This is a genomic window from Curtobacterium luteum (genome assembly GCF_001475545.1).
GTDB lineage: Bacteria > Actinomycetota > Actinomycetes > Actinomycetales > Microbacteriaceae > Curtobacterium > Curtobacterium luteum_A.
This window is the reverse complement of sequence record NZ_LDQC01000072.1, coordinates 1-13,813: the sequence shown is the minus strand read 5'-3', so window position 1 is coordinate 13,813 and position 13,813 is coordinate 1. Positions and strand designations below refer to the sequence as shown.

Below are 13,813 nucleotides of genomic sequence, written 5' to 3'. Positions count from 1 at the left end.
GGGTCGGCGTCGGCGTCGGCGAGTCCGTCGCCGCGATCGCCCGGATCTCCGCGAGCCCGGCGTTCTGCGTCCCGCTGCTGACGGAGGTCACGGTGAACCGCACCCAGGTCACGGAGCGGGCCGGGAACACGACCTGCTGCACCGCGCCGCCGTTGGGCAGCGCCGGCACCGTCACGCTCGACCCGTCCGAGAAGGTGAGTGTCCCGCCGGTCACCTGGTCGGTCGTGTTCGGCCGGTCGGCGAGGTCCACCTCGACCAACTTCCGCGCCGAGGTCCAGGACAGCTGGATCCACGTCCCGGCGCGTCCGTTCGGCGCCACCCACTCCGCGGCGGGGTTCGCCGGGTAGCCGGAGACGACACCGTCGACCGCCTTCGCCGCGGTCTGCCCGTCAGCGGGGTTCTCCGCGCTCGCGGTGACCGTCGCCGAGGCGGTGACGTCCGACGTCGTCGGGGTCGGGGGCGGGGTCGTCGTCGACGCGGCCGCGAACGCACGGATCTCGGCGAGCCCGACGTTCTGGGTGCTGCTGCTCACCGACGTCACGGTGAAGCGAGCCCACGTCACGGTCCGCGCCGCGAACGTGACCTGCTGCACCGCGCCGGCGTTCGGCAGCGCGGGGACCGCCACGCTCGACCCGTCGGAGAACGTGAGTGTGCCGCCGGTGACCTGGTCGTCGCCGTTCGGCCGGTCGGCCAGGTCGATGCCGGTGAGGGTCGTCGCCGACGCCCACGACAGCTGGAGCCACGTGCCGGCGCGGCCGTTCGGGGCGACCCACTCGGCCGACGGGTTCGCCGGGTACCCGGACACGACGCCGTCCACGGCCTTCGCGGCGGTCTGGCCGTCGGCGGCGTTCTCCGCGCTCGCGGTGACGGTGGCCGAGCCGGTGACGTCGGTGCGGTCGCTGCCCGGTGTCGACGGGTTCGTCGGCTGCGCCGGGTCCGCCTGACCGACGGTGTACTGCCGCTGCAGCCACGACGACTCGGGCCGCGGCGGTGCGCAGGCCGCCCAGGTGGCACAGGTCTCGCTGTCGTGCGCGGCGTAGGTGAAGAACGCCGACGACTTCGCGGCGACCTGCTGCGACGTGAGGTTCGTCGGACGGCCTTCGATCGTGTAGCCGAGGTAGCCGGTGAACGTGTGCGAGCCGGTGTACCGCTGCTGCGCCTCGTTCGCGAGGTAGGCGACGGTGTGGTGGTCGCTGTGGTCGCCGTCGCCGTACGCGCCCGCGTGGTCGAGTGTGCGGACCGTCGTCGGCGCGTACCCGTCGAAGAGCCCGGAGATCGTCGACCGGAGCTCCGCGAGCGTGTAGGTCGCCGGGTCCGGGGCGTCCGCGACGGTCGCGAGGCTCGAGACGTAGCCCTGGTAGAGCTGCTGCAGGCTCGTGTACCCGGTCGCCCAGAAGCCGTTGCCGCCGAGGTTGCCGTCCGGCAGGTCCATGAACACGAGGCTGATCCGCGGGTCCGCCGTGAGGGTCTCGAGCCGGAGCGACCTGCCCGCGACGGTCAGCGTGGACGCCGTCGTGGCGGGGTCGACGCCCGCGATCGCCGCGTACGCCGCGACCAGGCCGGTCTGCCGCTCGCGCCAGTACCACGCGGGGTACCCGGCGTCGGCAGCCGTCACGACGACCGTCCGGACGCAGGCGCCCGACTCGATGCTGGAGCGGAGGTCCGTGCCCTGGAAGAGCAGGTCGTCGTCCGGATGGGCGACCACGTCGAGCACCCGTCCGGCCCGACAGTCAGCGGTGGACACCGGGTCGGTCGTCGCGGCACCGGCCGCGGCCCGGGCGCCGAGGACGCCCGTCCCCGTGAGCACGAGCGCCAGCGCGGTGACGGTCGCCGTGACGAGCCGGGCCGTCCGCGGCGACCGCCGGTGGGGTGCCTCACTCCGCGGCATGGCGCATGCCCTCGGTCGTGAGCTCGTAGACCACGGTCGTGCCCTTCGACCAGACGGGCGTCCAGTACGGCGAGTCGGCCATGGCGGCGGCGAGCTTCCGGTAGTCCGCGTCGCTCTGGTACCCGTACCGCTCGTCGTACGCGCCGAACGGAGCGGCCACGAGGGCGTAGTACTTCGTCGCCGACCAGGTGCTGACGAGCTTCCGCGTGATGTTCGACACGTCCGCGGTCGCGTCGTAGCCCTCGCTCGCGGGGTAGGCACCGAAGGCCTCGCGGGAGAGCGCCCCGACGTCGAAGTACCGCGCGCCGGTGTTGCTCGGGACGGCGTTCGCCGAACCGGTGAGCAGCATGATCGAGCCCTTCGGGGCGGTCGCGTCGTAGTACTGCGTCGCCTCCGACTGGCTCCGCGTCGGGACGCGGTTCCAGTCCAGGGCGGTCTGCCCGAACGCCCCGACGGCGACCATGACCGCGACGAGCGCGGTGGCGGCGACGAACCGCACCGCGACCGGTCGTCCGGCCCGGGTGACGAGCCGACCGAGCGGAGCGAGCCGCCCGCCGGGTACGGGGAGGCCGGCAGCCAGGACGGCGATCCACGGGGTCGCGAACAGGACCACGCGGAAGATGCCCTCCTGCCCGTAGTTGGTCGCGACGAGCAGCGAGATCGGGCTGGCAGCGGCGAGCAGCAGCCCCCAGTGCACGCGGTCGCGGCGGAGCAGCACGGTGACGATCGCAGCCAGGCCGAGCACCACGAGGGCGGCAGCGGGCACGTCGAACGCGAGCCTGGTCACGAGCGGCTTCGGCAGCACGGTCATGTCGTGCGACGGCGGCTGCACGTTGGTGAGCACCTGTCCCACGGCGGCGAGCGACAGGAACTTGTCGAGGATGCTGCCGTTGAGCAGCGCGAACACCACGGCCGGGACGAGCACCACGAGCGAGACCCACCACGGGCGCAGCATGCGGAAGACGATGAGCACGACGACGGCGGCGACGGTGAGGTACGGCGAGATCTGGTGCGTCACGGCGAGCACGATGCTGATCGCGCCGATCCCGAGGAGACGCGAGAGCCCCACCGGCTGCGGGCGCGTGATCGTCGTGGGCTCACCGTCCTCCCCCGTCACGGTGACCCGCCGGAGCGCATCGGTCGCGAGCACGAGGATCGCGACCGACAGCAGGATGCCGGTCGACTGCGGCGAGAAGTAGGTCGTGTTGAGCGACCCCGTCATGGCGGTCAGGAACGCCGCGATCCACGGCCGCCGTGCACCGGGGAGCCAGTGCGCGGCGAGCACGCCCACGCCGATCGTCGTGGAGAACGCGAGCAGCACGGGCACCCACGCGGCGATCGTCATCGCGTTCACGATGCCGCCGACGTCGGCGACCCACGCACCGCCGGCGAACAGTCCCGACCAGGTCTGGAAGATGTCGGCGGCGGGGTCGGTGCGGCCGAACTGCCGGATGTACTCGAGCACACCGACGTGCCGTGCGGCCGCCATGACCGTGGGCATGCCGTACGTGATCGCCTGGGCGAGCTGGACGACACCGCCGAGCACGACGACGGGCAGCGCGACGCCCCGGCCGCGCACGAGGGCGACCACGGCTGCGGCGACGACGATCGCGAGGCCGATCGGCAGTCCGATCCCGAGCGACCCGAAGAGTCCGTCCGGCACCGGGTCACCGATGTGGGTGACCGCGGTGACCACCACGACGAGCAGGCCCACGACCGACGCGGTCGTGACCGTCGCGGTCGTCGTCCAGGTCCAGCGACGCCGAGCCCCGCCAGCCGCGGCGGCGGCGCGCTCGAGGCGCTGCCGGTGCAGGTCGCGGAGGTCACGCGGCACGGAGACCGCGACCGCGACCGCGGTGAGGAGGACCACCGCGCCGAAGGGCACCACCGGTGCCCAGAGTCCTGCCGTGGCCATCGTGTAGCCGATCGCGATGGTGCCGACGATCGACGTCGTGACCGCGAACAGCGCGAAGCGTGCCAGGGGCATCGGGCGCAGGAGCAGCATCGGCGCGACACCGACCACGGCGAAGAGGAAGACACCGATCGCGGAGCCGCGCAGCACCGGCAGGCCGGACGCCGCCCCGACCGCGGCGGCGAGCAGGGTCACGACGACCAGTCCGGCGGCGGTCAGTCGTGCCGCCGGACCCATCACGCCGGGGTGCACGGGTGTCGAGGCGATCGTCGCGAGTTCGTGCCGGCCGTGCCGCGTCCGGTCGATGGTGCCGGCTCCGCCGAGGCGCTCGGCGAGCGCGAGGAACGGCGCCACGAACACCGAGCGACGCTCGACGCGGCGCAGGCGGCGGGAGGTGTGGTTCCAGGCCTCCTCGACCCCGGCGCGTGCCGGGACCGCATCCGCGGCCGCAGCGCCGTCGGCGGCACCGGGTGCCCCGGTGGCCCTGGCACCCCCGGCCGCGACGTCGACGCCAGCACGAGCACCAGCGGCACCAGCGCCGGCTGTGACACCCGCCGCAGCCGTGGCGACCGCCGCACGACGGCCGGTCCCACCGCCGAGCTCGGTGACCGCGTCGCCCTGCTCGTGCCCCAGCCGCGCGAACGCGGCGACGGCCTCGGGGAGGGTGTCGACGGTCGCTGCGACGGTGTCGCGGTCGAGGGCGTTCTTGGTCATCCAGGCTCCGAGTCCGTGGCCGTGCGCGGCGGCGGTCCGGCGGAGCGACGAGGCGTCGTCCGCGGGTCGCACCCAGGCGATCGCGGCGGGTTCGACGGCGATCGCGGAACCCGCGAACAGCAGTCGGGTGAAGAGGTCGAGGTCGTCGCCGCCGCCCACGCGGGTGCCGGGTCCGAACGCGGTGTCGAACCCGCCGATCGCGAGCGCGGCCCGTCGACGGACGGCGAGGTTCGCGCCGGTGCCGTACGCGGCTGCGGCGAAGGGGTGCAGCGGCGTGTCGCCGGGCTCGTCGCCGAGGCGGAACACCCGACGGCGGATCGTGCGCGCGGCCGGCGTGTGCTCGTCGTGCCAGCGCTGCGCGGGCGTGCGGATCTCGGCCGTCGGAACGAGACCGGTGACGCAGGCCACGTCGTCGTCGAGCACGAACGGGGTCGCGATGGCCGACGCCCAGTCGGCGTCCACGACCGCTCCGGAACCGAGGAAGGCCACGACGTCGCCGGTGGCGGCGAGGAGTCCCGCGTTCCGCGCCGCGGCGAGCCCACCGGTCGGTGCGGGCACGGTGGTGACGGTCCGACCGCCGATCTCGGTGCGGCCGTCGCCGTCGGCGCCCGCGGAGACCACGACGACGTCGAGCGCGACACCACGCTGGGCGAGGACGGAGCGCATGGTGTCCCCCGCGTCCCCGTCCGTGCAGAGCACCACGGTGACGGTCGGCAACGCCTGATCAGCGACCGGTCGTCGTTCCGGGGTGGGCATGTGCCGGACGGCACGTTCGAGGGTGCGGAGTTCGATCGAGGGGCCGGTCCGGCGACGGTCGGTCACCTCGGCCTCGACGAACCCGACGGGCTCGCCGCGATCCCGGACGAGGAGCCGGGCGCGAGCGTAGCCCTCGGCTCCGGCAAGCCCGATCGCGTCGCGGTGTCCGGCGCCGTGCAGCTCGGCCCGGTCGAGTTCGCCGATCCAGACGGCCCCGTCCCAGGTCGGCACGAGCGAGGTCTCGACGACGGGCCGGAGCACCCGGGTGAGGGTCGTCCTGGTCATGGTGTCCCGATCGGTTGGCGGACGGCGGGCGTGACGGGAGCGGAGACGACGACGCCGCCGAGGATCCGTCCGACGGCGTACCCGGTGACGGTCGAGGCGACGGAGAGCACGATCGCGGCGGCACGGACGCCACCACCCCGTCCGACGCGTCGCAGCTCGCGGGCGACGGCCCCCGGGATCACCCGGGTGAGGTAGGTGGACTCGCTCGACAGTGAGTCGCCCGTCCCGACGCGGCGGCTCAGGACCGCTTTCGAGATGCCCTCGTAGTAGCTGCGTCGACGCAGGTACCGCATGGTGACGCGGTCCGCCGACACCCGGTGGGACACGTTCGAGCGCGGTTCGTGGCGGATCCGGCTCCCCGGACGGGCCTGCGCGAGCCGGATGCAGAGCTCCGTCTCCTCGCACCCGAGGGGCTGGTTGCCGACCCGGCCGATGCCGGAGCGGAAGCCGCCGGCGGCGAGGATCGCCTCCCGACGGAAGGCCATGCTCGACCCGATGACGTTGCGGACGTCGCCCGCCGTCTCGGGGAGGCCCGCGTAGCTGCAGCCGACGATCCAGAGGAGCTCGTCGGAGTACGGCCCGGGCCCGGTCGCGTCCGGCCAGGAGGGCGTCGCCCGTCCACCGACCCCGACGACCTCGGGGTCGTCGAGCGCCGCGAGCAGGTGGCCGAGCCAGTCGGCGTCCGCCGTGGCGTCGTCGTCGAGGAACGCGACCACGTCAGCGTCCGTCAGCGCGACGCCGGTGTTCCGAGCGCCGGAGAGGCCGCGGTCCTCGGTGTTCTCGACGACGCTGAGCTCCGGCCAGCGGGCCTTAGCGCGTGCGTACAGTTCAGGCTCGTGGTCGATCACGACGACGACCTCGGGCTGCTCGGGCTGGCGTTTGGCCGACTCGACGCTGTCCTGCAGGTCGCCCCACCGCAGCTGCGTGTAGGCGCAGATGACGACGGCGACGCTGCTCACGCGAGGTCTCCGTCGAGGGCGCGGGCGTCGACCACCGCGGCCTCAGCGGTGCGGGCGCGGGCGGCCGGTGCGGTGATCTCACCGGTGGGCGCGTCGATGGGCGACACGGGGGCCGGCATCGTCAGCGCGGAGGCCGCGGCCAGCCGGGCGCGGCTCTTCGCCTGCGACGCCCGACGACGCTCGTGCATGATCGACTTGAGGACGCGGATGCCGTCGGTCACGGCGTTGAGGTTGCTCGAGCCGTGCACGCGGAGCTTCTCGTGGCTGCCGACCTCGGCGATGCGGAGCTCCGCGGCGGACCAGCGGCAGGTGAGGACGGTCTCGATCTCGAACCCGTCGCCCCAGAGCATCGAGCCGTCGGCCGGCTTCGGGAGCGTCGACGAGAGCAGCCCGATCGCGGGGAGCGTGTCGGCCCAGAACGCGTTGTAGCCGTAGCAGAGGTCGCTGTAGCGGGTGCCGAGGATGGCGTTGCAGACGATGTTCAGCCCGCGGTTGCCGGCGTTGCGGATGATCGTGATGTCGTCGCTGCCACCGCCGAGCGCGTACCGGGTGCCCTTGGCGACGTCGGCGCCGTCCACGAGCGCCTGCACGAAGCGCGGGATCTCGTCGGGGTCGGCGGAGCAGTCGGCGTCGAACATGACGACCACGTCGCCGGTGACGGCCTCGAAGCCGCACGCGAGCGCGTTGCCCTTGCCCTTGCGGGTCTGGTGGACGACGCGGATGTCCGGCATGAGCCGCTGCGCGGTCGCGATGGTGTCGTCGACCGAGTTGCCGTCGACGAGGATGACCTCGTACACCGGGGGCAGCTTCGGCAGGATGATCTCGAGGTTGCGGGCTTCGTTCCGTGCCGGGATGACGACGGAGACCCGGGGGTCTGCGGGTCGGACGGTGTTGGCGGGCATTGGACGTGCTCCTGTCGGGTTCAGGTTGCCGTGTTCGGTGCTTCGGACGTGGCGCGGACGGTCACGGTCCGCGGTCCGGCAGGGGCGCGGGTACGACGCCGCCGGTTGGCCCAGGGGGCGGGTCTTCCCCCTGTGTTCCCACCCTCGCGGCGGCGCGGTGACCGGTCAACGCCGTGCGGGTCCGCTTGCGGACCCTCGGGTGCGGATACGGAAACCCGCAACCGGTGCCGGCCGGCGGTTCCGGCCGCGACGACGGACGGCCTGGAGGCGCGTGTCGGGCTCGACACGGGCCTCCAGGCCGTCGTCTGGTCGCCGCCGCGGGCCGCAGGGTCACCGCCGTGGGCGGCTGGCTCACCCGGCGGGGACGGGAACCGCGTCGAACGCGGCGCGGAGCGCCGCCGCGAGCTCGGCGACGTGCGGTTCGCGGAGCAACGACGTGTGCTCGCACGCCATCCGCACCGTCTCGGTCTCGCCGACGAGGTAGCGGCTCCAGCCGTCGGCGTCCGGGTTGGCGTCCGCGAGCACGTAGGTGGAGCGGCCACGGAACGGGGTCGGGTGGTGTCGCCGGGTGACGATCTCGGCCTGGTCGAAGAAGGCGTCGAAGTCGTCCTGCCCGCCGAAGCGCAGCACGCCGGCGGTGTAGGCCCGGAAACGCTTCGCCGCCAGGGCGCCGTAGGGCACGCCCGCGGGCATGATGCGCTTCGCGACCCGGTCGGCGCCGGCGCGGAGCGCGGCGAGCGCGGGGTTCCGCGGCGGACGCGGCTCCATCCGGCTGAACAGCAGTCGCGCCTGCTCGCTCTTCGTCCGCGGCAGGTACGTGTCGAGCAGCGCGAGGTGTTCGACGTGCTCGCCGTTCTCCTCGAGCAGCCGCGCCACCTCGAGGGCGACGAGGCCGCCGAGCGAGTGCCCGACGAGCAGGTACGGCCCGCGCGGCTGCACGACACGCATGAGCGCCAGGTAGCGCCGGGCGCTCCGTTCGATGCTCCAGTCGGGCACGCCGCGACGTTCCAGGCCGTGCTGCTGGAAGGCGTACACGTCGTGGTCGCCGAGGTGGCGGGACAGCGGCAGGAAGGTCAGCGCGAGCGCGCCGCCGCCCGCGAAGCAGAACACCGGTGGCCGACCAGCAGTGCGCGCCGAGGAGACCTTGACCACGTCCGGGTGGCTCGGCAGCGCGCTCGTGCCGCCACGGACCCGCCGCGCGAACTGCCGCAGTGTCGGGTGCTCGAGCAGCTCCGCGGACCGCAGGACGACCCCGAGCCGCTCCCCCACCACGGCGAGCATCTCCTCCGCGGAGAGCGAGTCGCCACCCAGGGCGGTGAAGTCCTCGTCGAGGGGCACGCCCGGCAGCCCGAGCACCTCGGACCAGATCTGCCCGACGACGAGCTCCCACTGGTCGTACGCGCCCTCGGTCATCTCGGCCTCGACGGATGGTGCACCCGGCAGTGCCGAGCGGTCGACCTTGCCGCGCTCGTTCCGTGGCAGCTCGGTCAGCGGGACGATCGCCGCGGGGACCATGTACTCGGGCAGGCTGCCGCGGAGCGCCTTCCGCAGCGCGGCGGGCGCCGGCGTGCGGTGGCCGGGTCGGGGCACCACGTAGGCGACGAGCCGGGTCGCCGCGGGCGGGGCGACGAGCGCCGTCACGACGACGTCCCGCACCTCTGGGACGGCGCGGAGTGCCGCCTCGACCTCGGAGGGCTCGACGAGGTACCCGCGGACCTTCACGGCGTCGTCCGCCCGTCCGAGCAGGACCAGCCGGCCGGCCTCGTCCACCTTCGCGAGGTCGCCGTGTCGCCAGCTCGGGGTGCCGTCCGCGTCGGCACCGAGGTGCGCCGCGGTCTGGTCCGGTGCGCCCCAGTAGCCGGTGGTGACCCCGTCCGAGACGACCACGAGCTCCCCGGTCTCGCCCGGGCTCGCCTCCGTGCCGTCCTCGCGCACGATGCGGATGGTCTTGCTCTCGATGGGCCATCCCGCGGGGACGACGCCGTCCGGGACCGGGTCGTCCGGGAGGACCGGGCAGAACGCCACGCTCGCGAGTTCGCTCGCCCCGAACCCGTTCACGAGGACCGTGTGGGGGCCGAGGTGCGGCCGGGTCGCGGCGACGTCGGTGCCGGTGATCGGCTCGCCGACCGTGACGACCAGCCGGAGTCCGGTCAGCCCGGGTCGCGCTCCGCGGCCGGAGCCGGCGACGGCACCTGTGACCGACCGCAGCAGGTGGGGTGTGCAGAGCACGGTCGTCGCGCCGTGGGCCGCGAGGTCGTCGAGCGTGCCCTCGACACCGCGGTCCCGGGGCTCGAGCGCCACCACGGCGCACGCGTTCATGAGCGCCGCCAGGGCGTACATGAGTCCGGCGGTGAAGGACAGCGGCGCCGCGATGGCGAGCCGGTCCCCCGGGCCGAAGCCCAGCGAGCGCGCATCGGCTTCGGCGTCGCGCACCTGCTGGCGGTGGGTGACCACGACGCCCTTCGGCAGGCCGGTCGAGCCGGAGGTGAAGACGATGACGAGCGGGTCGGAGCCGCCCGGCCGCACGGGACGCGTGTCGCCGACGACCTCGGCGTCCTCCCCGTCGGCGTCGGCGGCGTCAGCGCGGTCCTGCAGCGTCGAGAGGTCGTGCACGCGCCCGGCGTCCGCTCCGGCCCCGTCGAGCGCTGCGGCGGCCTGTTCCCGGTACGCGGGCGATGCGACGACCTCCTGGACGTCCGCGAGTCGCACGACGTGCGCGAGCCGGGCCGCCGGGAGGTGGTCGTCGAGCACCACCACGGTGCGTCCGGCCGCCACGAGGGCGAGCACGGCCACGATCGTGTCCGCGGTCTGTCCCGCCATCACCCCGACCGGACGCGGGGCACCGGCACGCTCCGCACCGACGCCGGCTCCACCGTGGTCGTCCGGACGCAGGGCTCGGCGGAGCTCACCGCCGAGCGCGCGGACCGCACGGTCGACCTGGGCGTAGCTCCGTTCCTCCTCGGGCAGGATCAGCGCCGGAGCGTCGCCGTGGGCCGCCACGACGCGGTCCCACCGGTCCAGGACCGAGTGGTCGGCGGCGGCCGGGACCACGGGCACGTGGCTCCACGGCGCGCTGCTGGTCGTCACGGTTGCGGGCACGAGGACTCCCCTGTCGTTCTCGGACGTCGCCTGCGGACACGCGGCGACCCTGTGACGCTAGGGCCAGGACGAGGCGCCGAGGACGGCTCGGCTCTCGTCGTGCGGTTCCCCGCAACCGCCTGGAGGCGCGGCGCGGCCCGGCGGCCCCGCCCCACGGCCGGGGGTGGTCGCTGTGCGCCCGCACAGGTCCGCAGATCGCGGACGCGCTCCCTCGCGGTCCGCGGTTGCGGACCGGACGCCTGTCCCGCCCGAGCGGCGGCAGATCGTGCCGTTCAGGCCGCTTCCCCCGGCAGTTCACCGCTGCGACGGTCTGCGGTTCCCCGCAGGCGGCGTGACGGCGCGCGGGGGCGGCGTCCGCAGCAGCGCACGCGCACGCGCGCGGTGCCCGCGCGCTGCACCTCGACGAGCGGACAGCGGCGGGAGGCACCGATCGGCGGGCGGTCAGGCGCTCAGGCGGCCGGCGCCCGAGCAGCCGGCCCCCGAGCGGCCGGCGCTCCCGATCCTCGCGAGGAGATCCGCCGGTGACACGACGATCGGGCGTGTCGTCCGCGACGGCCGTCCGGACCGCCGCCCGCCGGGCATGTCGTCCGAACGTCGCCCGGAAACGCAACAGGCCCCCGACTTCCGTCGGGGGCCTGTTCACGATGATGGCTGGGGTACCTGGACTCGAACCAAGAACGACGGTACCAGAAACCGCTGTGTTGCCAATTACACCATACCCCAAGAGGCCTCGCGGCCCCGTGTCCCGGTCGCCCGGGGCACGATCAACTACTGTACAGCATCCCGGACGTCCGTGAGACCACCGATGAGGTCCCGGTGCACCGCGGAGGCCGTCCGGGCCCCGTGACCGGCCGCAACGATGAGCTGTTCCGGCCCCGGCGGCGTCACGTCGCCCACGGCGTAGATGCCCGGCACGCCCGTTCGTCCGACGCCGTCCACGACGAGCAGCCCCTCGGCGTCCCGATCGACGTCAGCCCGGAGCCAATCGGTGTCGACCTGCCAGACCGGCCGGACGAACCCACCCGAGCGTGGCTCGACGTGCCCGTCAACGAGCCGGACGCCGGTCATGCCGGACCGATCGCCCTCGAGGTCCGCGACCTCCCGCTCGTCGACCCGCACCCCGGCCGCCGCGAGCCGCGCACGGCCGGCGTCGTCGAGCGTCGCGGCACCGTTCGTGTACACGATGAGGTCGTCGGTCCACGCTGCGAGGAACAGCGCCCGGTCGACCACGTCGGGCGTCTCGCACACGAACGCCAGTGGCTCGCCCGCCTTCTCGTACCCGTCGCACTCGACGCAGCTGTGCACGGACGTGCCGTAGAACGCCCGCAGCATCGGCAGTGCAGGGAACTCCTCACGGAGCCCCGTCGCCACCACGACGGCGCGCGCGGAAGCGGTCACTTCGGTCCCCCGCCACCCACCGTGCACGCGCCACCGGTCGCCGTCCGCCGCGACCTCGTCGACGACCGCCTGCACGACGGTCGCCTCCGGGTAGGACTCGACCTCGGCGCGCCCGAGCTTCCGGAGCTCGAGCGGCGACACCCCGTCCCGCGTCAGGAAACCGTGCGACCGCAGCGTCGCGGCGTTCCGCGGACGGTTCGCATCGACGAGCAGCACGGTCCGCCGCGCGCGCACCAGGTTGAGCGCGGTACTGAGGCCCGCCGGCCCCGCGCCGATGACGGCGACGTCGACGGTGAGCACCGCGTCGTCCGGTGCGCTCGTACCGGCTGCGGCCGTCGTGCCCTCGGGGTCGGCCACGGCCGTCAGCGGGCCGCGAGCGCGCGGAGGCGGGCCAGCGTGGAGTCCTTGCCGAGGATCTCCATCGATTCGAAGAGCGGCGGGGAGATCCGACGGCCGGACACCGCGACCCGCAGGGGCCCGAACGCCAGCCGGGGCTTCAACCCGAGACCGTCGATGAGTGCTGCGCGCAGGGCCGCCTCGATCGCCCCGGACTCCCACTGCCCGAGCGCCTCGAGCGCCTCGATGCTGGTCGCCAACACGGTCCCGGCGTCGTCCTTGAGCGTCGCAGCAGCGTCGTCCTCGACCACCAGGTCGTCGTCCGCCGTGAACAGGAACCCCAGCATCGCCGGGGCCTCGCTCAGCACCTGCATGCGCTCCTGCACGAGCGGCGCCGCAGCCGTGAGCACGCGCTCCTGCTCTGCCGTGGGCGGTGACGCCACGAAGTCCGTCAGGTACGGCAGCAGCCGGTCCCGGAAGTCCTCCGGGGCGAGCAGGCGGATGTGGTCACCGTTGATCGCTTCGGCCTTCTTCTGGTCGAAGCGCGCCGGGTTCGGGTTCACGTCGGTCACGTCGAACGCCGCGACCATCTCGTCCACCGAGAACACATCGCGGTCCGGGCCGATCGACCAGCCGAGGAGCGCGAGGTAGTTCACCAGACCCTCGGGGACCATGCCGTTCGCCCGGTGGTGGAACAGGTTCGACTCCGGGTCACGCTTCGACAGCTTCTTGTTGCCCTCACCCATCACGTACGGCAGGTGACCGAACACCGGGATGGACTCCGCCAGACCGATCTCGTACAGCGCCTCGTACAGGGCGATCTGCCGCGGCGTCGACGACAGCAGGTCCTCACCGCGGAGCACGTGCGTGATGCCCATCAGGGCGTCGTCCACCGGGTTCGTGAACGTGTACAGCGGCTTGCCGTTCGGGCGCACCACCACGAAGTCCGGGAACGTCCCCTGCTTGAACGTGATCTCCCCGCGCACGAGGTCGTCGAACGAGAGGTCACGGTCGGGTACCCGGAGCCGGAGCGCCGGCTGACGCCCCTCGTCACGGAACGCCTGACGCTGCTCGTCCGTGAGGTCGCGCTCGTGGTTGTCGTAGCCCTGCTTGGGGTCACGTCCAGCCGCCTTGTTCCGCGCCTCCATCTCCTCCGGCGTGACGAACGACTCGTACACGTGTCCCGAGGCCCGGAGCTTCGCGATGACGTCCTCGTAGACGTCCGAGCGCTGCGACTGCCGGTAGGGACCGTGCGGACCGCCGACGTCGACGCCCTCGTCCCAGTCGAGCCGCAGCCAACGCAGCGCCTCGAGGATCTGCTCGTAGGACTCTTCGCTGTCCCGCGCGGCATCGGTGTCCTCGATGCGGAACACGAGCTTGCCGCCCGTGTGGCGCGCGTACGCCCAGTTGAACAGCGCCGTCCGGATCAGACCCACGTGGGGCGTCCCGGTCGGGCTGGGGCAGAAACGGACACGGACGTCGGAGCCGGTGGCAGTGGTGAACGGTGCAGTCATGACGGCACCAGCCTACCGGCGGCAGACACGCCCTGGAACGCAGAAAACCC

Annotated in this window: 7 protein-coding genes and 1 tRNA gene; all 8 read right to left on the bottom strand. The window is 73.5% G+C overall.

Annotated elements, in window-relative coordinates:
• Positions 1–1,888: DUF7402 domain-containing protein (locus tag NS184_RS12660; protein WP_193750470.1), on the bottom strand; the 1,888-nt coding region annotated here is incomplete at its 3' end.
• The gene (locus NS184_RS12655; RefSeq protein ID WP_058726473.1) at positions 1,875–5,555 is read right to left on the bottom strand and encodes a glycosyltransferase; all 3,681 of its coding nucleotides are present in this window, start codon (positions 5,553–5,555) and stop codon (positions 1,875–1,877) included. The genes NS184_RS12655 and NS184_RS12660, both read right to left, overlap by 14 nt.
• Complete coding sequence (locus NS184_RS12650) at positions 5,552–6,514, bottom strand: glycosyltransferase family 2 protein (RefSeq protein WP_058726472.1); 963 nt, start codon at positions 6,512–6,514, stop codon at positions 5,552–5,554. Before NS184_RS12650 ends, NS184_RS12655 begins: the two co-directional genes overlap by 4 nt.
• Positions 6,511–7,416, bottom strand: coding sequence for a glycosyltransferase family 2 protein (locus NS184_RS12645; protein WP_083513681.1), 906 nt, complete (start codon positions 7,414–7,416; stop codon positions 6,511–6,513). Before NS184_RS12645 ends, NS184_RS12650 begins: the two co-directional genes overlap by 4 nt.
• 351 nt (positions 7,417–7,767) lie before the next feature.
• Positions 7,768–10,515, bottom strand: coding sequence for an alpha/beta fold hydrolase (locus NS184_RS12640; protein ID WP_083513680.1), 2,748 nt, complete (start codon positions 10,513–10,515; stop codon positions 7,768–7,770).
• Positions 10,516–11,163: 648 nt separating this feature from the next.
• A tRNA-Gln gene (locus tag NS184_RS12635) sits at positions 11,164–11,238 on the bottom strand.
• A gap of 45 nt (positions 11,239–11,283) precedes the next feature.
• Positions 11,284–12,270, bottom strand: coding sequence for an NAD(P)/FAD-dependent oxidoreductase (locus NS184_RS12630; RefSeq protein WP_058726470.1), 987 nt, complete (start codon positions 12,268–12,270; stop codon positions 11,284–11,286).
• A gap of 5 nt (positions 12,271–12,275) precedes the next feature.
• Positions 12,276–13,763 (bottom strand): glutamate--tRNA ligase, encoded by a 1,488-nt coding sequence (gltX, locus tag NS184_RS12625; protein ID WP_058726469.1) that lies wholly within the window; start codon positions 13,761–13,763, stop codon positions 12,276–12,278.
• Positions 13,764–13,813: the final 50 nt, after the last annotated feature.

Coding starts and splice junctions, on each gene's coding strand:
- NS184_RS12655 (WP_058726473.1), bottom strand. CDS start 5,555: ATGACCAGGACGACCCTCACCCGGGTGCTCCGGCCCGTCGTCGAGACC.
- gltX (WP_058726469.1), bottom strand. CDS start 13,763: ATGACTGCACCGTTCACCACTGCCACCGGCTCCGACGTCCGTGTCCGT.
- NS184_RS12645 (WP_083513681.1), bottom strand. CDS start 7,416: ATGCCCGCCAACACCGTCCGACCCGCAGACCCCCGGGTCTCCGTCGTC.